Here is a 25,256-nt window from a genome sequence, read left to right on the forward strand (position 1 = left end):
CCGGATCAGAAGTCGTATTCCAGTTCGGTATCCCAGTACAAAAAATCCCGCCAACTTTCATGGAGATAGTTCGGCGGGAAACGGCGTCCTGTTGACTGGAGTTCATGCATGGAGGGCTGCCCCGGCGTCCTGCGCAGTCGAAGGCCAGCTTCCCGGACCGATCGACTACCCTTGAACAGGTTACAGTCCGAACAGGCCGTGACGATATTTTCCCAGTTGGTACGTCCACCGCGCGCACGCGGGATCACATGGTCAAAGGTCAGCTCGTTGGTCGGCAGGCGATCCCCGCAATACTGGCAGGAGAACTCGTCACGCAAAAAGACGTTAAATCGTGTGAAGGCCGGACTGCTTTTGAGCGGAACATATTCCTTGAGCGAAATGACGCTCGGCAGCTTCATTTTAAAGGATGGGGAACGTACTTCGCGGTCGTATTCCGAAAGAACATCGACGCGTTCAAGAAAGACCGCCTTGAGCGTATCCTGCCAGGACCAAAGAGACAGCGGGAAGTAGCTCAACGGCCGAAAGTCGGCGTTAAGAACAAGTGCCGGACACGCATTGGGCGATAAATGCATACCATCCGCTCCACCGTGTTTACCGAGTCGCTTGCCTTGTTTAGCAGGTTCGGGAATCGCTGGTGATGAAGAAATCGTGACGTTTCACCAAACCGGGCGACGCGGCGACGTAAACCACTGATAGAGCAAAGTATAGACCATTTTCGCAAAAGCGCAAAGTCCGTCTGCCGCCGAGTCGCGTTTTGTCAAATCCGGATGCCCCGAAATCAGGCGACTCCGACCATCCGCCTATGCCGCAAGCCACAAAAAAAGCTGCCCATCAATGATGGTGCAGCTTGTCTTGTGGCTTGGAACCAAGCCCTGCGATCAGATAAACGAAAGGCCCGCCAGAAGCGAGCCTTCGTAAAATCTGTCTGTAAAGCAGAAGCCTGAATTAGGCAGCTTTTGCTTCAACAGCTTTGGCGACCTGGCGTTTGATTTTCACCAAATCTGCCGGCAGCTTTGCATTTGCAGTGCTGAGCAGATATGCATCCAGACCACCACGTTTTTCGATGGTGCGGACAGCATTGGTGGTCAGACGCAGACGCACCGAACGACCGAGCGACTCACTAAGCAGCGAGGTCGGCTGCAGGTTCGGGAGGAAACGACGTTTGGTACGATTGTGGGCGTGGCTCACATTCATGCCGACCAAAACGCCTTTGCCGGATACCGGGCAGCGACGTGCCATGACCTGATCTCCTGGTCTATAAATTCGCAAAAGGACGCTTGGCCTGAACATGCAGGCCCGCGCTTGGAGCCGGGTTATTACCGCCTCTGACCAATGTCGTCAAGCCTTCATCAACCGAAATCTGCGACAAAAACGCTTATCTGGCCCGTTTTGGCGGGAAACCGTGGTTTGGGTCGCATTTTACCCAACTCAACCGCACGGAATCTGCTCCTTTCCAAACCTGCGCGTCAGTATCAAAGTCTGCTTTGACAGGCAATTCCAAGAGCAGCGGTTGTGATCGTGACCGATTCTCGATTGAATGACGGAGATCCCGACAAGCATTCCCGACATACGGACCCGCTATCCACTATCTTTATAGATAGAGACCACGACTGACACGGGTCACTTAATCTATGACGATCATTGATACGGATCAAAACGCATGCGCGTAAAGAATGTTAACTTCAACACCATGAGTTAAAAAATCCGTTTCGGGAGCATGACGGGACATGAAAACAGATAGCAACGTATCCTTGCCGCTGTTGGGCATTCTACTGGTCGCAGTGATCGGTCTGGTACTTTATCTTGTCGGCTTTGTGCTGGCGCATTTAGGTGTCCCTGTCGCATCGTTCTGGATTTACGTTGCACTGGCACTTGTACCGGTCAGCTTCCTTGTACTGATTGATTTCAGCCGCTGATTCTGTCCCCCCATCAGAATGGCACTAGAACGGCCTGTCGCACCTGCGGTCAGGCCGTTTCTTTATGGTCCCAGCCATACTTCATATCCTGACCGGCACATCCGTTTGCCAATGGCACTCAACGCACGGAACAGCGCCCGGCCGGGCAAAATAATATCCCTGATAGGCATCAACACCCATGCCATCAAGCATGTTCCGCTGATGTTCGGTTTCAACCCCCTCGGCGATGACCTGCAAGCCAAAGCGGTGTGCAATCAGAATTGCACCTTCGATCACCACCCGTGCATTCTCATCCATCTTGAGAACAAAGGATTTGTCGATCTTGACCGCATCAATCTGGATTTGATGCAGACGCGACAGCGATGAATAGCCTGTTCCGAAATCATCAATGTGAATACCGATCCCCATATCAAACAGCTGATCAATCACATTCGCGATCAGGGCCCTTTGACGTTCTTCAAAGATTGATTCTGTCACTTCCAGCACAAGCCGGGTTGGCAAAAGTCCCGCCTCTTCAAGAATGCTTGAAACTATTTCCGGAAATCGCGGCGCGACCAGCTGGCGGATCGAGACATTGACCGCAATCCTGGTGTCATCTTCGGTCGAGGAACGAATCGTCTTGCACGCCTCGCGCAGGCACCATTCACCGATATCGACGATTAATGCACTTTCCTCTGCAATAGGAATGAATTCGTCGGGCGGCACAAGACCAAGCTCGTTGCTATTCCAGCGCAAAAGCGCTTCGTAGGAAACAATCGCCCCGCTTACCGCATCAATGACCGGCTGATATTCAATATAAAATTCGTCAGCGCCAAGGGCGCGACGCAAGGCCTGATTGATTGCCAGCCGCCGTTCCTGTTCGGTCAAAAGCGTGCGGTCATAACTGCGCACATTGCCACGTCCCGAACGCTTCACATCCGCCGCCGCCAGATCAGCCCAGTGGATCAATTCCGAAATTCCCGGATTACGTGCCGCCGCAAAGGCAACTCCGGTACTAAAGCCGATATGCAGGGAATGACCACAAATCAGGATTGGCTGACTGATCGACGCACGCGCCTGATCAATCGTGCTTTCAACAAGGTCATGCAGCTCATCATGGGGGGCTGCGAGAACCATCAGGAACTCGTCCCCACCCCAACGGCCAACCGCATGCTGATCATCGATATAGACCTTCAGTCGTTCACTGACGATGCGCAGAACCTCGTCGCCAATCGCGTGACTTAGCCCGTCATTGATCTGCTTGAAACGATCAAGGTCGATAAACAGGACCGCATAATCAAGATTGTCGGTCGACTGACGTTTTTTGTTAAACCAGGCAACAATCCCGTCGCGATTCAAAATCCCCGTCAGGGTATCGTGTTCAACAAGCTTTCTGAGCTCTTCTGTCCGCTCGGCCACCCGTGCTTCAAGGGTTGCGTTCCAGTTCTCTGTGATGCGGTTCTTCTGGCGCAAATCCTCGACCAGATCGACATTCTGATGTTTCAGCACCAGGGACCGGAACAACACCGCATGATTGTTTCGATGGGTCACCAGCATCACAATCAGGAAGATCAAAGACAGAAAAGCCAGAACATAGTTCGGCTCGGCCATCACTGTCAGGATCACGGCAGGCGGAAACAGCAATGCAACCAGATAAATCCGCCCGACAAGAAATACAGGTGCCAGAATCCCCGTCGCCCCGCCCGCCAGACCGGCGATAATGATCAGCGTCATGAACTGGCTTTCACCGCGCACGGTGGGAATTTCAAAAACACCGATCATCGACCACAGAAAACCGGCGATCAGGACCCCGACCACATACCGCCCATGCCAAAGCCGGTATGCGTCGGCATCAAGTTCATCAACAGAAGTACGGGCGCGCGCAAAAAGATAACCACCCCAAAGCCGGATCGCACAGAGGATGGTAACAAGTATCGCCCACCATGCCGTCACCCAGACCAGATCGCCCTGCAGCCACAATATCGCGACAAGCCCCGACGCTGCGGCAAGGTTCACCAGAATGTTTGCCCAGTTATTGCGATATGCCAGATCAAGAAGGTCACGCCGAACCTTCCCGGTAAGTTCATCACCGACCTTTATCGCTATTTGGGGATCAACAAATCGGCTTGCGATTTTCCTGACCAAACTGGCGTGCTTTTCCATCTGGCCTTGCTGCCTCTAACCTCATCGCATGAATAGATAATCCTATACATAGGTAATACTGAACACCAACGAGAATATCGAGTTTCACAAATATTAGGAAAACGCTTTCGTGATGTGCGCCAAAATGCAATCGGGGGAAAAGCAATCACCTTGCTTCTCCCCCGGAATGGTCATGTCAGAAGATCAAAATATTTCAAACACCTGCCCGGTCTGCAAACCTTCGACCGACTTGGCATAGCCAAGTGCGGCACGGGCAGCAGGCACCGGATCATGTCCACGGAAATAAGGCCCATAGCCGTCCATCGCCTCGGTAATCACACCGGGACTGACGGCATTGATGCGAAGACCGGGCTTCATTTCAATCGCGGCCGACTTAACAAACCCTTCTATCGCACCATTCACCATCGAGGCCGAACTGCCATACCGGATCGGGTCCTTGGCAAGGATACCGGTCGTCAGGGTAAAGGATGCCCGATCCGATACATATTCACGGCCAATCAGAACCAGATTGATCTGACCAAACAGCTTGTCATCAATCCCGATACGATATTTTTCCTCGTCCATTTCGGCAAAATCCCCGAAATGCACCTTGCCGGTGGTCGAAACCACGGCATCGACCGGACCAATCTTTTCAAACATCGCGCGAATGGATGCGATGTCTTTGAGATCGACATTCACATCGCCACTGGTGCGCGATGCGCGGATAATTTCGTGGCGCGGGGACAGTTCGGCATCGACACCTTTGCCGATGATCCCGGATGCGCCGATCAACAGAACTTTCATATCATCCTCCAATTCTGGAAATTTTGATGAATGTATGATTTCACAGAACAGTACAGCCGATAATCTGGATATTTACGAACCAGTCGTTTAGTATTTTAAACAATGAAGGATTATCTGAGCGAAATGCGCAGCTTTGCTGCCGTGATCAAACAGGGCAGTTTCACCGATGCCGCCCGCGCCACAGGCGTATCCAAAGGGCTGATCAGCCAGCATATCAAACGCCTTGAAGATGTGCTGGGCGCGCAATTGCTGTTTCGCTCAACCCGCAAACTGGAACTGACCGAAATCGGTGCGACCTTTCTGGGTTATTGCCAAAGCATCACGCAAAGTGCCGATGCCGCATTCGAAGCGGTCGAAGCCCTTCGCGGCGAACCGGTCGGGACCGTTCGCATCACCGTCCCGGTATCCTTTGGCGAGATGTTCCTGCACGACATCATCGTTGCGTTCCAACAGGTTCATCCGCGTATTCAGATTGAAATGGAGCTGGAAAATACATTCCGTGATTTGCAGTCAGCCCATATTGATATCGCGATACGGGCTGGCCTGACCGATGATCCTGATCAGGTTGCCATTCCGCTTGGTCAACTTTCCGAGCTGATCTGTGCCAGCCCGGCATACTGGAAAGCACACCCAAAACCACAAACGCCCGCCAACCTTGCCGATCACAATTGTCTGGTCAATTTCCAGTATTACAAGGATCGCAAGTGGGTGTTCTTTTCCGATGACGGTCCGACATCCATCACGGCCGAGGGCAATTTGCACCTCAATCATTATCCACTGATCCGCAATGCCACTGTTCAGGGACTTGGGGTGGCCCGACTGCCACGCTATATCGCCATGCCGGAAATCAGGGCCGGACGGATTGAAACCGCCCTTGAAGAATACAAGTCACCGTTGCGTCCGATCTATCTGGTTTATCCCTATCAGGGAAATCTTCCGATCAAGAACCGGCTGATGATTGATTTCATTCACAACTGGTTCACCGAACGCCCGGACCTGCTTGAAACCAGATCTCCATCGACAACCGACTAGCGTTCAGAACTGATCGGCAAGATCGCGCACGGCATCGGGCGTCATCCCCTCTTCGCGCATTGAACGCAGGGTTTTTGATTTGTCGCGCTTGGCAAAACGTTTGCCATCGGGCCCGGTCAAAAGACCATGGTGATGATATTCCGGCACGTCATATACCAGCAATTCCTGCATCAGCCGATGAAGATGACTGGCAAAGAACAAATCCTGCCCGCGTGTGATCAGACTGATCCCCTGAAGATGATCATCATGGGTAACGGAAATATGGTAACTGGTCGGCGTATCCTTGCGTGCCAGAACCACGTCACCGAAAATCTCGGGTGTTGCAACCTGCCGTCCGGCCGACCGGTCAAACCAGACAAGTTCCCGCCCGACACGCCCAATTGCTGCATCCATATCAAGACGCAGCGCATAGCTTTCGCCCGCGGCAATCCGGTCTGATCGCTCTTGCGCTGAACAATGACGACAGGTTCCGGGATAAAGTGCCCCATCCGGTCCATGCGGCGCATTGCCGATCCGCTCGATCTCGGCCTGAATATCCTTGCGGGTACAGAAACACGGATACAGCAACCCCATATCCGTCAGACGATCAAGTACCGCCTGATAATCGGTAAAATGTTCGGACTGCACCCGAACCGGTTGTTCCCAACCCAGCCCAAGCCAGGCAAGGTCTTCGTAAATCGCATCAAGATATTCCGGGCGACACCGGGTTTGGTCGATATCTTCTATGCGCAAAAGAAAACGGCCATGCGGCCCGGCCTGTTTCATTGAAAACAATGCCGAGGCCGCGTGGCCAAGATGCAGATATCCGGTCGGACTTGGTGCAAATCGGGTGATCACCGTCATCCTGAATGCACCCCGCTCTTACCAGCGGTCCCGATCGCCAGCCGCACGGTCGCGTGCCTGTCCGCCATCGGCGGGCACATGGCGCATCGGGCGTTTGGGCTGACGCGCACCCTGTTCGTCAAACAGGTCTGACAATTCGGCAAGCATCGTGCCACCGAGTTCTTCGGGATCGTTGATCGTAACCGCACGACGGTAATAACGCGTCACGTCATGGCCGATACCAATGGCCAGAAGTTCCACCGGTGATTTGGTTTCGATCCAGCCGATCACTTCGCGCAGATGGCGTTCCAGATAATTTCCGGAATTGACCGAAAGGGTCGAATCATCGACCGGCGCACCATCAGAAATAACCATCAGAATCCGGCGTTGCTCGGAACGGCCAAGCAGACGTTCATGTGCCCAAAGCAATGCTTCGCCGTCGATGTTTTCCTTAAGCAGCCCTTCACGCAGCATCAGACCAAGGTTCTTGCGCGCGCGACGCCACGGGGTGTCGGCGGCCTTGTAGATGATGTGACGCAGATCGTTCAAACGACCGGGCTTGGGCGGCTTGCCACTATCGACCCAGCGTTCGCGCGATTGACCACCTTTCCACTGGCGGGTGGTAAAGCCGAGAATTTCGACCTTCACCCCGCAACGTTCCAGCGTACGTGCCAGAATGTCGGCAGACAGGGCGGCAATGGTGATCGGACGCCCGCGCATGGACCCAGAATTGTCGATCAGCAGGGTCACAACCGTATCGCGGAAATTGGTGTCCTGTTCCTGTTTGAAGGACAGGGATGTCGACGGTGTTGAAACGATACGCGCCAGTTTGGCGGCATCAAGGATGCCTTCTTCAAGATCGAAGTCCCAGCCGCGGTTCTGTTGCGCCATCAGACGACGCTGCAAACGGTTGGCAAGACGCGACACCACGTTCTGAAGGTTCGCCAACTGCTTATCGAGCATCGCACGCAAGCGTGACAGTTCAAGGTTTTCGCACAGATCATCTGCGGTTACGACCTCGTCGAATTCACGCGTGAACGGCTCGTAGCCGCGTTCAATCGGCTCGTTGCGACCGTCAAATTCCGGCTGCTCACCTGGACCGGCAGGTTTTTCTTCCTGCGACATCGCTTCAAGCTGCTGATCGTCAATATCGCCTTCGCCTGCTTCGGCGTCTTCGGAACCGGCGTCCTGTTGCTGATCGCTGCCATCAGGTTCGGAATCGTCGTTCTGGCCTTGCTGGCCGCCCTGACTTTCCATGTCTTCCTGTTCAGGATCGGCTTCGCCTTCTTTTTCCTCGTCATCCTCGCCTTCCTGTTCGGGCGGAACATCATCAAGGTCATCTTCAAGCGACAGGTGATCAAGCAACCGGCGCATGCCGCGCGCAAAGGCATCCTGATCATCAAGAACTTCACGCAGATCAGAAAGGTCAGACCCGGCACTTTCTTCGATATGAGTGCGCCACAGATCAATCAGCGGACGCGCGCTTTCGGGCGCACGTTCACCGGTAAAGATTTCACGCGCCAGCATGCCGATGGCATCAGCAAACGGTGCATCTTCACGCGATGTCAGGCGATGATAATTCTTGGCGTGGCAATCCTGTTCGGCATGGTCGCGCAGGTTTTTGCGGACACCCGGGAAATAGCGCGATCCCACCGCTTCGCAGCGTGCTGTTTCAAGCGCATCGTAAACAGCCTGAGCCTCGGCTGTTTCGGGCATGCGTTTGGCATGCAGGGCCACGTCGTGGTGACGCATCTTGAGCGCCCAGCCATCCGCAATACCACGAAGGTCTGCGACTTCATCCTTGGGCAAGGCCGTTTTGGGCATCGGCAAACGCACATGTTCGCCATAGCCGCCCGGCCGCCCGCCTTTGACAAAGCCGACTTCCAGATCGTTGCGCCCGGCAAGCGCGCGAAACGTCGCTGCCGTGCCGCGCAAGAACCCGGAAAGAGCCTCATCATTCTTCATCGTACTACTCGCTTGTGGGATCAGCTCGCCAAGCTGCTTTAAAGACACGCCCTAGCGAACCATCACATTGATGGCTTCTTCGGGCAGCTCTTCACCAAAGCAACGCTGATAATATTCCGCCAGGATCGGACGTTCGACCTCATCGCAACGATTAAGGAACGTCACCCGGAAGGCATAGGAAATATCACCGAAAATCTTGGCGTTTTCAGCCAGCGTAATCACCGTACGCGGGCTCATCACGGTCGATATATCACCAGCAATGAAACCCTGACGGGTCAGATTGGCAAGTGCAACCATCGCTTCGATCTTCTGGCGGCCTTCGGCATTGTCAAATGCCGGAACCTTGGCAGCAACGATATTGGTTTCATCGGCAACCGACAGATAGTTCAGTGTGGCCACAATCGACCAGCGGTCCATCTGGGCCTGGTTGATCTGCTGGGTGCCGTGATAAAGACCGGTGGTATCACCAAGGCCCACGGTGTTTGACGTCGCAAACAGGCGGAAATGCGAATGCGGGTGGATGACCTTGTTCTGATCAAGAAGGGTCAGTTTACCATCAACTTCGAGAACACGCTGGATCACGAACATGACGTCCGGGCGACCGGCATCATATTCGTCAAAGACCATCGCCACCGGACGTTTCAGCGCCCAGGGCAAAATGCCTTCGCGGAATTCAGTGATCTGTTTGCCATCACGCAGAACAATCGCGTCCTTGCCGATCAGGTCGATACGGCTGATATGGCTATCAAGGTTCACGCGCACGCACGGCCAGTTCAGGCGTGAAGCAACCTGTTCAATATGGGTGGATTTACCCGTGCCGTGATAACCCTGAATCATCACACGGCGGTTATGGGCAAAGCCCGCAAGAATTGCCAGCGTGGTATCACGGTCAAAACGATAGGTCGGATCAGCGACCGGCACGTGTTCACTGCCCTGGCTAAATGCCGGGACTTCCATATCGATATCAATCCCGAACGTTTCGCGCACGGAAATGGTGATGTCAGGTGTATCAAGCGGATGTTCAGCCGCCGTACCTGTCGCTTCGTAACCTTGGCTCATAAGTACTCGCGCATTTCTCGGACCGGCACTGGTGACGCGGTCGTTTCGTTAAACTTGCTCATTAATAGCGGTTTAGTCGCATCACACAAAGGGAAGATGCGCAAAAAATCTCTATTCCCGCAAAAGGTTTGCTCAAAGAGCTTCTCTACATACTCTGGCACGGTACGCAAACCGCAGCCAGATTGACCAGATTTTTTGAAATTATCGGGGCGGCCTCTGTCAGATCAGAGGGTCACACGCGCCTCAAGATCGCGGATATAGCTCATCAGGGAACTATAGGCCGCGCTGATCTTCTTGAAGCGTTCTTCTGCCCCCTTGTCGCCGCCATTGGCGTCGGGATGGTACTTTTTTGAAAGCGCCTTGTATTTGGCCTTGAGCTCGTCACGGGTAAAGGGCCAGCCAAGGTCAAGCGTCGCCATGGCCTGCTGCTGTTCGCTTGGCATGCCAAGTGCCCCTGCGCGGCGCTGGGCTTCCTCGCTTTTGCGTCGGCGCTCCGCACCGGGATCGGCACCCGGACCATGATGGGTCTGATCACCGTCTTCGTTAAAGAAGCCGAACCCGTCCCTGAACTTGAAATTGAAGGGTTTCTTGGAACCACGAATATGGCCGAATTTCCATGTCGGGCGCTGCCAATGGGTATCGCGACGCATGTCGTTCTCGATATCCTCGGCCTTCATGCCTTCATAATAGTTCCAGGATTTGTTGTATTCGCGAACGTGATCAAGGCAGAACTTGTAATAGTCGCGCAGCTTGCGATCCTTGGGCGCACGGAACTCACCATGCCCCTCGCAGCCCGGCCAATCGCAATCGGGCAGGATGGGTTCATTGTGATACAGCGTCTTGCGCTTGTTGCGGTGTCCTCGGTTCATCTGCGTCTATATGTTCTGAAAAATCGATGCACGCAATATCATAGGGATCGTTTAAATGCGATAAAAGGCTTGAAAAACCGCCATCGCGTGCCAGAACCTAACGCAGCAATTCGTTTTTGCAGAAATTTGCAAATATCCCCAAGAAAATAGAGGCCCTTATCATGCAGGTAGCCAATCAGATCCGCGACATCCTGACCGAACAATTCGCCCCGACCGAATTGCAGATTATCGACGACTCTTCAAAACATGCCGGTCATTCGGGTGCCGACCCGCGTGGCGAGTCCCATTTTTCCGTTCTGGTTGTGTCTGAAAAATTCACCGGTGAAAACCGTGTCAATCGTCAACGGCTGGTCTATGGCGCACTTGATAGCCTTCTGAAGGACCGTGTCCATGCGCTGGCGTTGAAAACCATGACGCCTGGCGAATACAAATCGGCTCTGGAAAACAGAACCTGAAAATACATTTCCACATCGTGAAATCAACCTAGACGTTAATCCCGATTAGGCGCAATGCTTGTGACACAAGCCGTCCACAAGCATTGCAGGTACGGCACGGGTGCCGACAAATGGCACCCGCTACAATCGGGAGGACTACGTAATGACGAAACGCCTGCTTATGGCGAGCATTGCGCTTGCCATATCCGGAACCGCCCATGCGCAAGCACCAGCACCGGATAACCTCGAAAAGCTGTCGAATTTTCAATCTACCGGAACCACGGAATTCACCCTTATCGAACAGGGTGGCGATTACGCCGAGGGCATCAAAAAGACACTTGAACGCATCAAACTGCCCGACGGCTTCAAGATCGGGCTTTATGCCGTTGTGCCCGATGCCCGTCATATCGCGGTCGGGCCGCAGGGTGTTGTGACCTTTGTCGGCACCCGCAAGGACAAGGTCTGGTCGGTAACGGACCGCAACAAGGACCGTGTCGCCGACGAGGTCAAGGACTTTGCCCCGTCCCTGCGCTTTGCTATTCCCAATGGCCCCTGCTTCTCGCCCGACGGAATGCTTTATATCGCCGAACAGAACCGGGTTCTGACCTTCCCGGCGGCCGAGTTCTTCTATGAAAGCCCGGACGTTGCGGCATTCAATGTCGTCAAACAGGGTGATCTGATCCCGCCATCCGAGGAAAGCTACAACCACACCGCACGCGTCTGCAAAATCGGCCCGGATGGCAAGCTTTACATCTCGCTGGGCCAACCGTTTAACGTTGCGCCGGAAAACAAACTTGAGCTGTATCGCAAGCACGGTATTGGCGGCATCATTCGCATCAATACGGATGGCTCGGACCGCGAAGTCTATACCTACGGGGTGCGCAACTCTGTCGGGCATGATTTCCATCCAGAAACCGGTGAGCTGTGGTGGACCGATAACCAGGTCGACGGGATGGGCGATGACATCCCGCCCGGTGAAATCAACCACCAGACCGCAGCCGGTCAGCATTTCGGGCATCCATGGTATGGCGGCGGCGACGTTCGCACCAATGAATATGCCGGACAGGAAGTCCCCTATGACGTGGTGATGCCTGCGGTCGAAACCGTGGCCCATGCCGCCGATCTTGGCATGACCTTCTATACTGGCAAGATGTTCCCGGAAAAATACAGGAACGCCATCTTCTCGGCCCAGCACGGATCATGGAATCGCACGACACCGGTCGGCGCACGCGTGATGGTGACCTTCATTGATGCCGACGGCAATGCCGCCATCGAACCGTTTGCCGAAGGCTGGATCGACGAGAATGGTGAATATCTTGGCCGTCCGGTTGACGTTGCCCAGCTGCGTGACGGTTCGATCATTGTTTCTGATGATCTGGCCGGCGCACTTTATCGCATCTGGTATGAGGGCAACTGATGCGCATTTTCCGGATCGTACTTCTCGGCGGGCTTTTGCCCGCCGGGACCTTGTTCGCACAAGACGCCTCCAATCTTGAAGACGGGCGCAAGGTCGCTGGTATGTGTCGCACCTGTCACGGACTGGATGGCAAGGCCCGCATTCCGATTGCACCGCATATTGGCGGTGAATCGGTCGATTACCTGATCTCTCAGCTTCGGGCCTTCAAAACCGGCGCACGTGAGCATGAAATGATGACTGTTGTAGCAAGCGGGCTGTCAGACGAACAGATCACCAAGGTCGCCACATGGTTCAACCATTTCACCATCGAGGCCACCTTGCCCACTGGCAAAACCGAAGATGACGCACCACAATTATGTGTTGGCTGTCACGGGGCAAATGGCATTTCCGAATTAAAGGATGCCCCCAATCTGGCCGGTGAAACCAATATCTATATTGAAACCCAGCTTAAGGCATTCCGCACAGGAAAACGCACTCATGACATCATGTCCCCGATTGCCCGGGACCTGACAGAAACCGAAATGCAGGAAGCTTCTGACTGGTACAGCAAGATCACGATTGCGATTACAGACCCGACGAAGAAATGAGCATCAGCTTTCCGGACGCAAAGCGGCTGAAACATCAAGCCCGACGGTCAGAACCGCAAGGGTCTGACCACTGTCCGGATCAAGGATCGGCACCGTAATTTGCGACAAAAAAGCACGGGTTGATGCATCAAATCTGATGTCATCAATCAGGGCATGATCGCGATTGATGTTTTGTGCCATCTGATATTGCGGCTCGTCAGACTGGTCAAAATCCGACGTCAGACGGTTCATCCCGATGATCTGACCATAGACATCAAACACAAATGCCTCGGCAACCTGACCGCCACTTGTAAGCTGAAAGTTTCGCAAGAATTCCGATAATTGATTCCCCAGTACAGCACGGGCCTTCATGCTGGGTTCACCAAGACGCGCCATGGTTGTCCATTCTTCATCGACCAGACGGCGCTGATCAGCGGGCATCCTGTTTCTTTCCATTACCGCGCGCACATTTCGGATCAGGTCTGGCGACCGCGCCAATTGCCGAACAGCAGGTAAATGCACCCGTTCAATTGCGTCCCGTTCCCACGGTTCAAGACGCATAGGATTGGTTTCACAAAATTCCAGAACCGTATTCAGTCGATCAATCAGATCGGGAAACTTCGCCACATAGCGCTTTGAGAAATAGACAACAAGCGGCGCATACCGTTCAAACTGAACCAGAAACTGTTCGGCACCGATGCCCAGCTCGTTGCGAGCGATCTCGAAACTGTGTTTATCAATCAAGGCATAATCAACACGCCCCGCAGCAACCTGCCCGACCAGCGATGCAATCGACGGCACGCGCACCAGATCAGTATAGCCTTCCTCGCTGAGCCATTCGGCCTCGTTGGACCCCAGTATCGCACCGATTGTTGCCACACCATCGGGTTTTGGCACTTTGACATTGCTCGCTTCAACCGCCCGTCGGGACGGCGACACCCACACCCATTTTTCAAGTGCCAGCGGGTTTGACGCCACCGCATATTCATCCATGAACTGGCTGATCCGGGCCAGGAAAAATCCGTCTGCCTGCGCATTACGGACCAGTTCGCGGTTGCGCTGGCGCGGAGCAACGGCAAGACCGTATCCGACACCAATACGTTCAAACGCACAATTAAGCACTGAAACAGAATATCCACCCAGCGTCCCGTTATGAAGTTCCTGATAGGGCGGATGAAGATTGGTTTGCAGGATCAGGAAGTTCTCAATGCCATCATCGTCAGCTTGAGAAACTTCGTCCGACACTGATCCCCCGCCTGTTGCAGACACAGGTGAAACAGGGACCAACATCGAAATTGCAATCAAGCCCGCAGCCTGCGCAAACCGGTCAGTGTTGCGCAACAAACCATTTATGGCCTTGGTGATCTTTTTTGTTATTCCAGCACGGCATAGTACGGTCATGAAAAACCTGCAAAAACACGTGGCGGAGTGGCATTGATATTGGGCCTGACTTCAGAACTTGCAAGACTGCTCTGACAGTTCGTCGAAGGACGGCATTTTCTAAAAACTATTCATCCCCTGTGAAGAATTCAGGTGCGATACGTTTGACCGCTGGCCCGTCGCTTCGCCATCCGTGACAGGTATTGATCAACGGCATGCGACGACGTGGCGTTTCTTCGGATGATGTCTGTTCGGCTTTTCTTGCCACCAGAGATTCACGCGCAAGGATCGGGAAAACAGTTTGAAAAGCTGTTGTCGCAACCGGCCCCATCAGTTCGTTCAGATGTGTACAGCCATGTACACCGCCGACCCGTTCGCGGATCTGCTTGCGTAGCCCCGGCCCCAGTTTAAGACCAACCAGTTTCTCGTAGTTTGGCGCAATGGCATCACAGCCATTGAACGGCGCATAATCGGTGACTGCCTCGACCGCACGTATCACCAGATCGTTGCCAATGGTAACCCGTATCCACATTTCATGAACCGGCTCACCGGCTGGAATTTCGCCACGATCATCGTTGGTGAAGGCATATGTCTTGATATCAGTGATGTGACCTTCTATGTCCCACAGATCGTCTTTGCGACGGAAACCCTGACAGGTCACGGTGCGGGTATGAATATGTTCACGATCAACGGGGCGGGACAATGGCATGGGAAATCTCTCCTTTACGTAAACGTAAGGACATTCCCCTATGCGCTGTCAAGTATCAAAGCACGCCATTCACATGTAGCGGCCACATCACCCGCCTGATATTCGCGCCGAAACCCTGCATTTTCAAAGCCGCGATTGTTCCGGTTACAGCCAATACCCGAACGATCAACAAGGATCAGGCAACTCCGTAGTCAGACCCGAAAATGAACTTTTCACGTTCACGAACATCTTCTTCAAGTTGAGCCTTGACCACATTAAACAGATCGCGGATCGACACCATGCCAATGACGGTATCCCCGTCAACCACCGGAAGATGGCGGTAACGCCGCGCACTCATCAGATCAAGCGCATCCATTGCCGAATCATTTGGCGCAAGCGTATCGGGGTCGGCGGTCATCACCTTGGACAAAGGGACGGTTGCTGCGTCCAGCCCCTGGGCGACGACGCGGTTCACAAGGTCGCGTTCAGTAAAAATACCCGCAAGTCTTGCCGAATTATCAACGATGATCACGGCACCGATCTTGCGTTCGGACATCAGGTTCACGGCATCCATTACGGAATCAGCGGGATTAAGCGTTGCGAGGGATTGCTCCTTGACCACACCTGGTACGATTTTCGTATCCATTTATTTCTCTCTGCAGATTGCTGTTGCCACATGCCCAAACCCGACTGGATCATCTGGTTCTATGCTGCAAGTCATTGCAATACATAGGGGCCCTTATCTGCAAGTGGCCCTGCAATCCTTTGGGTCAAGACCTTGAAACAAGATTTTAACCCATAAGTGGAGAAACCTGAAACTGTTTACGCGAATAAGGTTTAGCTAACGTAACCTGATCAAGAAACCGTATGTGGCGCTATTCGTGAGAATCCCCGGCAAGATCGGTAACTTCATTCATCCGGACACGGGTGATCTGATTGCGGATACGGCGCAATATTTCGAACTCGAACCCGTGGAACCGGAATTGCTGCCCGACATCAGGAATACGACGGGTTTCATACAAAAGCAGACCTGCAACAGTGGCAGCTTCCTCGTCAGGCAGCCGCCAGCCAAACCGGCGGTTCAGGTCACGAATGGTGACATCCCCCCGGACAATGACCGATCCATCGGCCTGTGGCTGCACGCCAACAACTTCGACGTCGGTTTCATCTGCAATATCGCCGACGATTTCTTCGAGAATGTCCTCAAGCGAAACCACGCCTTCGAACGCACCATATTCGTCAACGACGATGGCAAAATGCTCATGCCGTTCCTTGAATGCCTTGAGCTGATCGGCAAGGGTGGTTGAATCCGGGATAAACCATGGTTCGGCGCTGAGTGCACGAACATCGGCGGCATTGGCCGGTTTGGCCCCACGTACAATTGCCTTGAGCACTTCACGGGCATGGAGAACACCGACGATATTGTCGGGATCTTCTTCATAGATCGGAATACGGGTGTGCGGACTTGCCAGTACCGTATCAAGAATTTCGTCCATCGGGCGGGTAATATCGATCATCTGCACCTTGCGGCGGTGAACCATGATTTCCCAGACCCCGACATCCTCAAGATCAAGAACCCCATGCAGCATGGTCCGTTCGGCGTGATGATTACCGACAACAACATCATCGGCATGAAGCTCAATCGCCCCGCGCAATTCGCGTTCACTATCCAGTCCGGGTCCCTCACCACTGCCAAACAGCCGCAAGGTTGCCTGCACGATGACCTGAATGCTCTGGGTGACCGGGGCAAAGATGACGACGAGAATGCTCATCGGGCGTGCGACACGCAACGCCATGGTATCGGCATGTTGCAACGCGTATGTCTTTGGCAGAATTTCCGAGAAGATCAGAACAAGTGCGGTCATCACCGCCGTTGCGTAAACAACGCCATTTTCCCCGAACAGCTCGATCATCACCGATGTCGCAAGGGCCGAGGCCAGAATGTTGACCATATTGTTGCCCAGCAAGATCGCACCAAGCAACCGTTCCTGATACTGGCGCAGCCTGTTAACGATCCCGGCCCGCTGGTCGCCATCCTGTTCCTTGTGATGCATCACCGGACGCGACGCAGCCGTCAGCGCGGTTTCCGAGCCAGAAAAGAATGCCGACAACATCAGCAGGAAAAAAATCACGATAATCGTGATTGTCATTCAGGGAAGTCTCCAAAGAGTGATCGCAACAGGATTACTTTGTCCTGTGTTCACCTATAAGGTCAATTGGCGTTAAACAAGTTAACGACATCACAAATCATAAAACCCGCTTTGAATACCCGTCACACAGTCATTACTGGTTCCGGGCATCCAAACGCAAATGATCAATCAGCCCCGGCAGGATCGCGTGACGGCAGCACGCATCTTTTCAACATCCATTGCCTTGGATGTAAATGCCTTGCCGATACCGCGCGTCATGACAAAGGTAATCTCGCCATCACGGACTTTTTTGTCACGAGACATGTGGCCGATCACCTTGTCGATATCCCAGTGCATGCCACTGACTTCCGATGCACTTACCGGAAGACCAACCGATTTCAGATGCGCAACAATACGGTCTTTTTCACCGGCGGGTGCCATTCCCATGGCACCACAGACATCATGGGCAATGACCATACCCATTGCGACGGCTTCGCCGTGCAAAAGTTTCTCGCCGTACCCGGTTTCCGCTTCAAACGCATGACCAAAGGTATGACCAAGATTAAGCAGCGCACGCTTGCCGCCTTCGCGTTCGTCTTCCGAGACGATACGTGCCTTGGCCGCACAGCTTTTGATAACAGCCTGACGCCGCTCCGCACCATCTTCGGCCAGAACCGCCTGCCCGTTTTCTTCAAGCCAGTCAAAGAATTCCGGGTCATCAATCAGGCCGTACTTGACGACCTCTGCATAGCCAGAACGCAATTCGCGTGCAGGCAGGGTATCAAGAACCGCAGTATCGGCCAAAACCAGACGCGGCTGATGAAACGCCCCGACAAGGTTCTTGCCCGATTTCGAGTTGATCCCGGTTTTTCCGCCGACAGAACTGTCGACCTGCGACAGGAGTGTCGTTGGAATCTGCACGAAATCAAGACCACGCAAAAGTGATGCTGCGACATAACCAGCCAGGTCACCGACAACACCACCACCCAGTGCGATAATCAGGGTAGACCGTTCAATTCCCATTGCCAGTATCTGTTCGACAACATCTTCGAACACGGCAAAGCTTTTGGATTTTTCACCCGACGGCACGATCACTTCGCGATGGGCGATATCGGCACCATCAAGGGAGTTCAGAACCATTGCAAGATGATGCCTGGCAACAACGGCATCACTGATCACGACAACACCGGCCTTTTTGACGAACGGTGCAATATATTTGGCGGTATCAGCCAAAAGGTTGCTGCCAACAAGGATGTCGTAGCTGCGCGCGCCAAGCTCGACGCGAAGGGTGTCGTGATTGCTCACTCTGTCAGGTTCCTGTCTTGATGAGGTGACCGTCATCATCAAAGGATTGCGCCAGCAATTCGAGAACAGCATCCCGCGTTGCTTCCTTTGAAGATTCATCACAGTCGAAAATAATGTCTGCTCCGGCATAGACCGGGTAACGCGTTTCGATCAGGTCGGCCAGAATCTGGCGCGGATCGCCGTTATTGAGCAACGGACGATGGGTACGCCCGCTCGTACGGTGCAACAGCAATTCCAGATCGGCGCGCAGCCAGACGGATACGGATTTTTCAAGAATAAGCTCGCGGGTGCGTTCACGAATAAACGCGCCGCCCCCCGTCGCCAATACAATCGGTTCGCCTTCAAGCAACCGGGCTATTACACGTTCCTCACCATCGCGAAATGCCTCTTCGCCATACAGCTTGAAGATATCGGCAATCGAGCAGCCAGCGGCTTCTTCGATTTCGCGGTCGGCATCGACAAAATCCAGTTTCAGTTCCTTGGCAACCATACGGCCGATGCAGCTTTTTCCAGCGCCCATAAGCCCGATGAAAACCAGGGTCCGGCCCTTAAGACCGTTCCGGATTTTGGCGATCACGTCTTCGTGCAAACCCGACTCGGCAATGTTGCTGTCCATGTTCGGTTTGCAGTCCTGTAGTTCATTCGGTTGATATACAAATTACCCAATTCTTTAGGGCAGCTGAGCCACGAACGCAAGCAAACCGCACATCATCGGCGACAAAAACCTGCACATATTTGCCAATCCCGGTCACATGAAACATTCCGACAACCTGATTTGACTAATCACGTTGCGGCGTTGGGTATTAACCCTCTGTGAGGAACAGCATCCTATACTGCCTTGAAGTTGCCGGATTGAAATGTCATCCACCGCCTTTGATCATGCCAAAACGCGGCATCATCAGGGTGGGGGCACCAGACTTGCTAGAAGCGCAAATGGTCGTTTGCAACAAATGACCAGGCCATGGGGTTTCCGTTTCTTGCATCTTTGGTTTTCGTGGCCATACTGGTAGCTGCGTCATTTGCTTAAACGCTTCGAAGTCTGGATTAAAATGAGAATCTTATCGCGCATCATCTTGTTGCTGGTCATCGCCGTCATTGTTGGCGGTGCGACGTTCCTTGTGACCTGGGATATCCCGGCACCGACCACCCAAATCGAAGAAACCATTCCGAATTCGAGGTTCAACTAAGATGACGTTGCGTTCCCGCCTGCTGATACAGACCTGTTTACTGGCAATGATGACGGGAACGGGCGCAATCGCCGTTCCTGCCAATGCACAGACATCGGCACCTGTACCGCTGTTTTTAAAACAGGAAGCAGAACGGGATGCAGAACAGCGATCCTCTGACACAAATACGGCCCCCGACAGCACCGGCGGCACGTTGTCACAGGGTGGATTTGGCGGCACAACCACCACTCCTTCGCAGTTCCCCTCCGATCCGAATGCGGTTCAGTCGCTGTCTCTTGGCGCAGTCGATGCCGAGGCTGTCGGAACCATTGACCGGTCGCGTGGCGGGCTGGGCATTGATATGTGGAATGGCACGACCCGTAAATCCGCAGCCCAGCTGATTTCGGAATTACCAGCCACACCAGCCACTCATGCGGCACGCGACCTTCAGGTTCGTTTGCTGCTTTCAGCCGCTGCCTTGCCGCAGGACTCACAGGATATCAGTCTCCTTGATGCCCGCGTGGCCAAGCTGATCAATATGGGGGCGCTCGACGAGGCGATCGGACTGGTCCGTGCAGCCCCGCAAGGATCGCGTGGCGAATTGCTTGCCGAGGCCGAAGTGAATGCACTTTTGATCGGCGCACAGATGGATGAAGCCTGTGCCGCAGTTGAAAGTTATGGCGCAAGCTATGATCAGTTGTTCTGGCTAAAGGCCGCTGCCATGTGTGCCTTCTATGCCAACGATCCGACAGCCGCGGCATTCTCGGTTGATCTGGTCCGTGAAATGGACGGCGAAAAGGATGCAACCTTCTTTGGTCTGGCCAGCGCCATTCGCAGCGGGACGGCCATTAAATCCGAACTTCTTGCCCAATTGCGCCCGATTGACATCGCTCTTCTGGCCATTGCCAAACAATCGATCCCGACCAGCCAGCTTGAATCAGACAATGCTGCGGCAATTATTGGCATCACCAATGCAAATGCCACCGCAACCGATATTCGCCTTGAAGCCGCGCGCAAGGCTGAGAAGCTTGGGCTGATTGATGCTGAAAAACTTGCCGGGATTTATGGCTCGGTAAACTTCGAGCCGTCCGCACTTGAAAATGCGCTTGATGATGGCGCCGAGGCCATTCAGGCCCGCCAATATGCCAAACTGTATCAGGCCGCCGCACAAAGTGATGTTCCTGCTGCGCGCGCCGAAATTCTGGCGGCCCTGTTTGAAGCAGCCCAGATCGAAGGCGATTTCATGCAGGCAGCGCGCCTGAGTGCGCCACTACTTGCCGATATTCCGGTCAATGGCGATTTTTCGTGGTTTGCGGTTGATGCCCTTAAGGGGTCGCTTGCTGCAAACAGTCTTGAGCGCGCCGAAAACTGGCTTCAGGTCGCCAAGAACGCATCGAATTCCGGCAATGATATAGCCTCGCGGCTGAGCCTTCTTTACCCGATTCTTGCCATTGCCGGTCTCGAAGAAACCGGTGCGGCAAAGCCGGTCAATCAGGTTGCGAACGCAACCGATAGCATGGGCACGGCTTTACCGGGACTTGCCCCGCAGATGCCTACGCAAAGTTTTGGTCTGGGTGGCGCGATCACGCCGAATACAAATAACGGCATGGCATCGGCGACCGTCATGCCCAATTCGACATCCCCCGAAGACATCCAGAAGGCCACCGATCAGGCTGCTGCGATTGCGCGTCATCGCGCCCGTATGACCGAGTGGCAGGAAATGCAGGCTGCGCGCGGTGATCAGGCCGCAGCAAAACGCTATGCAGAACTGACCTTTGCCCTGTTTGAAGGGTTCGGTATCGAAGTTCCCGCCGGTCTTTGGGACAGTCTTTTGACAGCACCCTATGCCGAGGATCGCCTGACGATCAGCAGTGCGGTTGCCCATAGCATGATGGCGTCCGCAGCTGCCCGCCAAAAAGCCAGAACCGTTGCCATGGCCATTCAGGCCCAGCAGATTGCAAATGCGGATAATGCCGATCCCAAGGCACTGGCAGATACGGTTGCCGCACTTGAGATGATTGGCCTTCACGATGATGCGCAGCATCTTGCGACTGAACTGTTGCTGTCATTTGATCAGTAATGGAAACCGGGCAATGGCCAAGGCACTGACAAGCTCGCTGATATCGGCTTTTCTTGAAATGATGGCCGCCGAGCGCGGGGCAAGTGCCCACACGCTTGATGCCTATCGCCGTGACCTTGAAGATTATGTGGCGTCGCTCCTTGCGGGGAAATCCGGTCCGGTCGATGCCACCGAAAAGGACCTTCGTCGCTATATGGCCGAGTTGGGTGCGGCGGGTCTTGCACCACGCACGCAGGCCCGACGCCTTTCAGCCCTGCGACAGTTTCACAAGTTTCTTTATTCCGACGGGTATCGCAATGACGACCCGTCGTCGAATATCGACAGCCCGCAACAGGGACAGACACTTCCCAAGTTCCTGTCGATTGACGAAATTGATCGTCTGATCACAACCGCTGCCAATCATTCTGGCATCAAGGGCAAGCGCCTGCTTGCCATGGTCGAGTTGATGTATGCCACCGGCATGCGTGTGTCCGAGCTGGTCGAACTGCCCTATGCCGCTGCGGCTCGCGATCCGCAAATGCTGATCGTACGAGGTAAAGGCAGCAAGGAACGGCTTGTCCCCCTGTCTGATCCGGCCCGTGATGCGCTTCGCGATTACCTTGATGTCCGCGATGCATTCATTCCCTCTGACAAATCAGACGGGCACGCTGATCGCCCCGGGCAATCCTCATACTTATTCCCATCACGCGGTAAAACCGGCCACCTGACACGCCAGATGTTTCTGAAAATGATCAAGGATCTGGCGATTGAGTCAGGCATCGCACCATCGCGCGTATCGCCCCATGTGCTCCGCCATTCCTTTGCCAGTCACCTTCTGGCCAATGGTGCGGATTTGCGCAGCTTACAGAAAATGCTGGGCCATTCCGATATTTCGACGACACAGATTTATACCCATGTTCTCGAGTCTCGCCTGCGCGGGCTGGTACAGGAACATCACCCGCTTGCGCGGATGGCCGGACACGGATCCTGACCACAGAATAATCAGATTTGTCTAATACCCCCGCATAGGTAAAAGTCGATAATTTGACATAAAAACGGACTTTTTCTGCGGATGTCATATATTCGTAATCTAACTGTCATCAAGTTGTTGTCGAACCTGAGCTACCAGCAAGATCGTAAATAATAGTTTCTCCTTATATCCGGGATTTCAGGCCATTTTTGAAGATCGGGGAACTGCATTGGCGTTTGATGCAGAAGATGAATTGATAGCGGACCGACCTGTAACCAAACCAGTCATGCTGCGGAACTGGCAGCAGGTCGTTGAAAAGGTCGACTTCGCATTCCAGCCCATTGTCAGCCCGCATACAGGCCATATTTTCGGCTATGAAGCGCTTTTGCGCCGCTGGGAGGATGCCGGCTTCACCTCCATTCAGGCCCTGTTTGATACCGCCTGGGATACAGGCAACCTGCATAGCGTCGATATGCTGCTGCGCGCCAAGGCAATTGAAAAATTCGCCCGGATGCCGGACGCAAAACGTCTGAAGCTGTTTTACAATTTCGACAATCGCGTTGTGAAGACCGAGGATTACCAGCCCGGTCAGACGGCAGCCCTTCTGGCCGATGCCGGGCTTGAGCGCGATACCATCTTTCTTGAGATTTCCGAACGTCACGACATCAGCAATGCCGACTATCTTAAAGACATTCTGGTGCGGTATCGCAGTCAGGGTTTCAAGATCGCCATTGATGATTATGGCAGTGGCTTTGCCCAGTTGCGCGCCCTTTATGAATGCGAACCTGACATCATCAAGATCGACCGGTTCTTCATTGATGGCATTGACCGTGACCGCCGCAAGGAACTGTTCGTCACCCAAATCACCGCCTTTGCCCATATGATTGCCGCCCAGGTGGTCGCCGAAGGTGTCGAAACCCGTGAGGAATTCCTGTGTTGCCGCCGGTTGGGATGCGATCTGGTACAGGGCTTTTTCATTGCCCGCCCGTCCATCGAATTGCCGGAACGGACCGACCTTGTTCAGGTTGCCGCCGACATTGCGGCTGATACCCGTCGGCAGTCGGATCGTGATGATGACGTGGTTCGATCCTACCTGCTTGATACCCCGGCCATTCCAAGTGATATCAACCCGGTTGATATCCTGACCTATTTTCAGCAGAACCCCGACATCACACTCGTTCCCGTCGTTAATCCGGATGGCGAGCCGATGGGCGTCGTTCGCGATTCCGAATTCAAGGCATTCATTTACACGCCATTCGGACGTGAATTGCTGCAAAACCCGGCAAACCGCGCCAATATCAAACGGTTCCTGCGCAGATGCCCGGTTGCAGACATTCGTACCAGTCTTTCGGAACTGCTTGAAACCTTTGTCGCGACCAATGCTCTTGATGGCGTGATCCTGACCGAAAACGGACGCTATCTTGGTGTGCTTGATCAAAGTGCGCTGCTGCGCGCGGTCAATGAACGCAACACGTTAAATGCGCGCGATGAAAACCCGCTGACCCGATTACCCGGAAACAGCGCGATTTATCGATATGCCGCACATGCCTTATCCCAACCGCGCAAACGTCGATTTGCCGTCTATTTTGACTTTGATAATTTCAAGCCGTTCAATGATCGCTACGGGTTTCGGCAAGGTGACCGTGCAATTCTTCTTTTCAAGGATATTCTGGGCAAGGCGCTGAGCCAGAATGACTGGTTTGTCGGCCATATCGGCGGCGATGATTTCTTTGCCTATGTCCAGTCGGTTGATTTCGAAGTGGCCGTCGAAGCCGTGCAGCGCGCACAGGCCATGTTCGATGCACAGATCAAAAGTTTCTATGATCAGGAAACCCGTGATCGCGGCTATCTGATCGGCAAGGGTCGCGATAACCAGGTGACAAAATTCGATCTGATGAGCGTCAGTGCCGCCCTTGTCCGCATCCCGCCCGAACGAACCGATATCACCCTTGACCATATTTCGGTCGAAGCTGCCAAGCTCAAGGCGATTGCCAAAAACAGCATAAACCGTTTTGCCAGCGGACTTTATGATGCGCCCTGTGCACCGCTTCCGATCAGTGGAAAATAAGTTTGCACCGGGATACGAAAACAAGTTTCTCGCAACCGCAAATTAACGCTTCAAATTATAGAATTGCTGGGTAATATTCCGACCAAAGACCAGAACAGCAACGATCTTTCACGAGCATTCTACAACGATGGTAAGCGTTTCCTCATCGTCCGATATTAAAACGGCAATCCCCGTTCGCCCGGCAAGTCCGATTGCGCAACGTCAGCAATCCGAACAGGAAATTCAACAACAAAACCAGTCTGTTGAACGGACCAGCCGCGTCTCCTTGACGACGGATCAGGAAATTGAACGTGCGGTTCAGGCCTTTCAGCGTGATCGCAACGAACAGCAGCGATTCGTCAAGGAAGGCACACAAGAAACCATTCTGGAAAACTATATCGACCAGTATGACCCGTCAGGCTACGGGCAGACCGGTACGACGAATTCTGCCAGTGCAAATAACGCCGCCGGTCGTGGTCAATATATCAACATCATTGTCTGATCCGG

At 53.7% G+C, this 25,256-nt stretch carries 24 protein-coding genes; 10 read left to right on the forward strand and 14 right to left on the reverse strand.

The window, feature by feature from the left end; genetic code table 11:
* Positions 1-5: 5 nt before the first annotated feature.
* Together WA318_RS16685 and rpmB are read right to left on the reverse strand one after the other, a co-directional pair.
* Positions 6-572 (reverse strand): HNH endonuclease, encoded by a 567-nt coding sequence (locus WA318_RS16685; RefSeq protein WP_114097161.1) that lies wholly within the window; start codon positions 570-572, stop codon positions 6-8.
* A gap of 373 nt (positions 573-945) precedes the next feature.
* The gene (rpmB, locus tag WA318_RS16690) at positions 946-1,239 is read right to left on the reverse strand and encodes a 50S ribosomal protein L28 (RefSeq protein ID WP_008889909.1); all 294 of its coding nucleotides are present in this window, start codon (positions 1,237-1,239) and stop codon (positions 946-948) included.
* A gap of 488 nt (positions 1,240-1,727) precedes the next feature.
* On the opposite strand from rpmB, the gene WA318_RS16695 reads away from it, so the two are divergent.
* Positions 1,728-1,916 carry a hypothetical protein gene (locus WA318_RS16695; RefSeq protein ID WP_114097160.1) on the forward strand — a complete coding sequence of 63 codons (189 nt, stop codon included), beginning with the start codon at positions 1,728-1,730 and terminating at the stop codon, positions 1,914-1,916.
* A gap of 81 nt (positions 1,917-1,997) precedes the next feature.
* On the opposite strand, the gene WA318_RS16700 is transcribed toward WA318_RS16695, so the two are convergent.
* Entirely contained in the window at positions 1,998-4,058 is a 2,061-nt protein-coding gene (locus WA318_RS16700) for a putative bifunctional diguanylate cyclase/phosphodiesterase (protein ID WP_336082948.1), read from the reverse strand.
* A gap of 183 nt (positions 4,059-4,241) precedes the next feature.
* The gene (locus WA318_RS16705; RefSeq protein ID WP_336082950.1) at positions 4,242-4,841 is read right to left on the reverse strand and encodes a short chain dehydrogenase; all 600 of its coding nucleotides are present in this window, start codon (positions 4,839-4,841) and stop codon (positions 4,242-4,244) included.
* Between the two features lie 123 nt (positions 4,842-4,964).
* Here WA318_RS16705 and WA318_RS16710 point away from each other — a divergent pair, with 123 nt between their 5' ends.
* The gene (locus WA318_RS16710) at positions 4,965-5,873 is read left to right on the forward strand and encodes a LysR family transcriptional regulator (protein WP_336082952.1); all 909 of its coding nucleotides are present in this window, start codon (positions 4,965-4,967) and stop codon (positions 5,871-5,873) included.
* A gap of 3 nt (positions 5,874-5,876) precedes the next feature.
* Here WA318_RS16710 and gluQRS read toward each other — a convergent pair whose 3' ends face one another.
* The 4 genes from gluQRS to WA318_RS16730 form a co-directional block, all read right to left on the reverse strand.
* The gene (gene gluQRS / locus WA318_RS16715; RefSeq protein ID WP_336082954.1) at positions 5,877-6,716 is read right to left on the reverse strand and encodes a tRNA glutamyl-Q(34) synthetase GluQRS; all 840 of its coding nucleotides are present in this window, start codon (positions 6,714-6,716) and stop codon (positions 5,877-5,879) included.
* Positions 6,717-6,734: 18 nt separating this feature from the next.
* Positions 6,735-8,660 carry a cobaltochelatase subunit CobT gene (cobT, locus tag WA318_RS16720; protein WP_114097155.1) on the reverse strand — a complete coding sequence of 642 codons (1,926 nt, stop codon included), beginning with the start codon at positions 8,658-8,660 and terminating at the stop codon, positions 6,735-6,737.
* Positions 8,661-8,711: 51 nt separating this feature from the next.
* Positions 8,712-9,719, reverse strand: a complete 1,008-nt coding sequence (gene cobS / locus WA318_RS16725) for a cobaltochelatase subunit CobS (RefSeq protein ID WP_336082957.1) — start codon at positions 9,717-9,719, stop codon at positions 8,712-8,714.
* 224 nt (positions 9,720-9,943) lie between these two features.
* The gene (locus WA318_RS16730) at positions 9,944-10,588 is read right to left on the reverse strand and encodes a J domain-containing protein (RefSeq protein WP_114097153.1); all 645 of its coding nucleotides are present in this window, start codon (positions 10,586-10,588) and stop codon (positions 9,944-9,946) included.
* Between the two features lie 161 nt (positions 10,589-10,749).
* Between WA318_RS16730 and WA318_RS16735 the strand changes: the two genes are divergently transcribed.
* From WA318_RS16735 to WA318_RS16745, 3 genes are all read left to right on the forward strand, one after another.
* Positions 10,750-11,043 carry a BolA family protein gene (locus WA318_RS16735; RefSeq protein ID WP_336082960.1) on the forward strand — a complete coding sequence of 98 codons (294 nt, stop codon included), beginning with the start codon at positions 10,750-10,752 and terminating at the stop codon, positions 11,041-11,043.
* 142 nt (positions 11,044-11,185) lie between these two features.
* The gene (locus WA318_RS16740; RefSeq protein WP_114097151.1) at positions 11,186-12,439 is read left to right on the forward strand and encodes a PQQ-dependent sugar dehydrogenase; all 1,254 of its coding nucleotides are present in this window, start codon (positions 11,186-11,188) and stop codon (positions 12,437-12,439) included.
* Entirely contained in the window at positions 12,439-13,026 is a 588-nt protein-coding gene (locus WA318_RS16745; protein ID WP_336082964.1) for a c-type cytochrome, read from the forward strand. The genes WA318_RS16740 and WA318_RS16745 overlap by 1 nt, the downstream gene beginning before the upstream one ends.
* Before the next feature lie 3 nt (positions 13,027-13,029).
* On the opposite strand, the gene WA318_RS16750 is transcribed toward WA318_RS16745, so the two are convergent.
* From WA318_RS16750 to WA318_RS16775, 6 genes are all read right to left on the reverse strand, one after another.
* Entirely contained in the window at positions 13,030-14,250 is a 1,221-nt protein-coding gene (locus WA318_RS16750) for a hypothetical protein (RefSeq protein ID WP_336082966.1), read from the reverse strand.
* Positions 14,251-14,512: 262 nt separating this feature from the next.
* Positions 14,513-15,094, reverse strand: a complete 582-nt coding sequence (locus tag WA318_RS16755; protein ID WP_114097148.1) for a DUF2889 domain-containing protein — start codon at positions 15,092-15,094, stop codon at positions 14,513-14,515.
* A 175-nt stretch (positions 15,095-15,269) separates the two neighbouring features.
* Positions 15,270-15,719, reverse strand: a complete 450-nt coding sequence (locus WA318_RS16760; protein ID WP_114097147.1) for a CBS domain-containing protein — start codon at positions 15,717-15,719, stop codon at positions 15,270-15,272.
* A 229-nt stretch (positions 15,720-15,948) separates the two neighbouring features.
* Positions 15,949-17,223, reverse strand: a complete 1,275-nt coding sequence (locus WA318_RS16765; protein ID WP_336082971.1) for an HlyC/CorC family transporter — start codon at positions 17,221-17,223, stop codon at positions 15,949-15,951.
* Between the two features lie 168 nt (positions 17,224-17,391).
* Positions 17,392-18,543, reverse strand: coding sequence for a 3-dehydroquinate synthase (gene aroB, locus WA318_RS16770; protein ID WP_443082649.1), 1,152 nt, complete (start codon positions 18,541-18,543; stop codon positions 17,392-17,394).
* Positions 18,512-19,123, reverse strand: a complete 612-nt coding sequence (locus tag WA318_RS16775; protein WP_114097144.1) for a shikimate kinase — start codon at positions 19,121-19,123, stop codon at positions 18,512-18,514. The genes aroB and WA318_RS16775 overlap by 32 nt, the downstream gene beginning before the upstream one ends.
* Positions 19,124-19,556: 433 nt before the next feature.
* Between WA318_RS16775 and WA318_RS16780 the strand changes: the two genes are divergently transcribed.
* The 5 genes from WA318_RS16780 (at position 19,557) to WA318_RS16800 (ending at position 25,251) form a co-directional block, all read left to right on the forward strand.
* Positions 19,557-19,694, forward strand: coding sequence for a hypothetical protein (locus tag WA318_RS16780; protein ID WP_170310220.1), 138 nt, complete (start codon positions 19,557-19,559; stop codon positions 19,692-19,694).
* A 1-nt stretch (position 19,695) separates the two neighbouring features.
* On the forward strand, positions 19,696-21,753 hold the full coding sequence (locus WA318_RS16785; RefSeq protein WP_336082978.1) for an antifreeze glycopeptide: 2,058 nt from the start codon (positions 19,696-19,698) through the stop codon (positions 21,751-21,753).
* A 13-nt stretch (positions 21,754-21,766) separates the two neighbouring features.
* Positions 21,767-22,723 (forward strand): site-specific tyrosine recombinase XerD, encoded by a 957-nt coding sequence (gene xerD, locus WA318_RS16790; protein ID WP_336082980.1) that lies wholly within the window; start codon positions 21,767-21,769, stop codon positions 22,721-22,723.
* 265 nt (positions 22,724-22,988) lie between these two features.
* A complete protein-coding gene (locus WA318_RS16795) occupies positions 22,989-24,770 on the forward strand; it encodes a GGDEF domain-containing protein (protein ID WP_258548624.1) in 1,782 nt (593 codons plus the stop codon).
* A 127-nt stretch (positions 24,771-24,897) separates the two neighbouring features.
* On the forward strand, positions 24,898-25,251 hold the full coding sequence (locus WA318_RS16800) for a hypothetical protein (RefSeq protein WP_114097140.1): 354 nt from the start codon (positions 24,898-24,900) through the stop codon (positions 25,249-25,251).
* Positions 25,252-25,256: the final 5 nt, after the last annotated feature.

Origin of the sequence: Thalassospira sp. CH_XMU1448-2, from assembly GCF_037027285.1 — a bacterium.
GTDB lineage: Bacteria > Pseudomonadota > Alphaproteobacteria > Rhodospirillales > Thalassospiraceae > Thalassospira > Thalassospira profundimaris_C.

Coding starts and splice junctions, on each gene's coding strand:
- WA318_RS16735 (WP_336082960.1), top strand. CDS start 10,750: ATGCAGGTAGCCAATCAGATCCGCGACATCCTGACCGAACAATTCGCC.
- cobS (WP_336082957.1), bottom strand. CDS start 9,719: ATGAGCCAAGGTTACGAAGCGACAGGTACGGCGGCTGAACATCCGCTT.
- WA318_RS16760 (WP_114097147.1), bottom strand. CDS start 15,719: ATGGATACGAAAATCGTACCAGGTGTGGTCAAGGAGCAATCCCTCGCA.
- WA318_RS16780 (WP_170310220.1), top strand. CDS start 19,557: ATGAGAATCTTATCGCGCATCATCTTGTTGCTGGTCATCGCCGTCATT.
- cobT (WP_114097155.1), bottom strand. CDS start 8,660: ATGAAGAATGATGAGGCTCTTTCCGGGTTCTTGCGCGGCACGGCAGCG.
- WA318_RS16710 (WP_336082952.1), top strand. CDS start 4,965: ATGCGCAGCTTTGCTGCCGTGATCAAACAGGGCAGTTTCACCGATGCC.
- rpmB (WP_008889909.1), bottom strand. CDS start 1,239: ATGGCACGTCGCTGCCCGGTATCCGGCAAAGGCGTTTTGGTCGGCATG.
- WA318_RS16800 (WP_114097140.1), top strand. CDS start 24,898: ATGGTAAGCGTTTCCTCATCGTCCGATATTAAAACGGCAATCCCCGTT.
- WA318_RS16700 (WP_336082948.1), bottom strand. CDS start 4,058: ATGGAAAAGCACGCCAGTTTGGTCAGGAAAATCGCAAGCCGATTTGTT.
- WA318_RS16785 (WP_336082978.1), top strand. CDS start 19,696: ATGACGTTGCGTTCCCGCCTGCTGATACAGACCTGTTTACTGGCAATG.
- WA318_RS16695 (WP_114097160.1), top strand. CDS start 1,728: ATGAAAACAGATAGCAACGTATCCTTGCCGCTGTTGGGCATTCTACTG.
- WA318_RS16730 (WP_114097153.1), bottom strand. CDS start 10,588: ATGAACCGAGGACACCGCAACAAGCGCAAGACGCTGTATCACAATGAA.
- WA318_RS16740 (WP_114097151.1), top strand. CDS start 11,186: ATGACGAAACGCCTGCTTATGGCGAGCATTGCGCTTGCCATATCCGGA.
- aroB (WP_443082649.1), bottom strand. CDS start 18,543: ATGACGGTCACCTCATCAAGACAGGAACCTGACAGAGTGAGCAATCAC.
- WA318_RS16745 (WP_336082964.1), top strand. CDS start 12,439: ATGCGCATTTTCCGGATCGTACTTCTCGGCGGGCTTTTGCCCGCCGGG.
- gluQRS (WP_336082954.1), bottom strand. CDS start 6,716: ATGACGGTGATCACCCGATTTGCACCAAGTCCGACCGGATATCTGCAT.
- WA318_RS16705 (WP_336082950.1), bottom strand. CDS start 4,841: ATGAAAGTTCTGTTGATCGGCGCATCCGGGATCATCGGCAAAGGTGTC.
- WA318_RS16755 (WP_114097148.1), bottom strand. CDS start 15,094: ATGCCATTGTCCCGCCCCGTTGATCGTGAACATATTCATACCCGCACC.
- WA318_RS16775 (WP_114097144.1), bottom strand. CDS start 19,123: ATGGACAGCAACATTGCCGAGTCGGGTTTGCACGAAGACGTGATCGCC.
- WA318_RS16795 (WP_258548624.1), top strand. CDS start 22,989: ATGCTGCGGAACTGGCAGCAGGTCGTTGAAAAGGTCGACTTCGCATTC.
- WA318_RS16765 (WP_336082971.1), bottom strand. CDS start 17,223: ATGACAATCACGATTATCGTGATTTTTTTCCTGCTGATGTTGTCGGCA.
- WA318_RS16685 (WP_114097161.1), bottom strand. CDS start 572: ATGCATTTATCGCCCAATGCGTGTCCGGCACTTGTTCTTAACGCCGAC.
- xerD (WP_336082980.1), top strand. CDS start 21,767: ATGGCCAAGGCACTGACAAGCTCGCTGATATCGGCTTTTCTTGAAATG.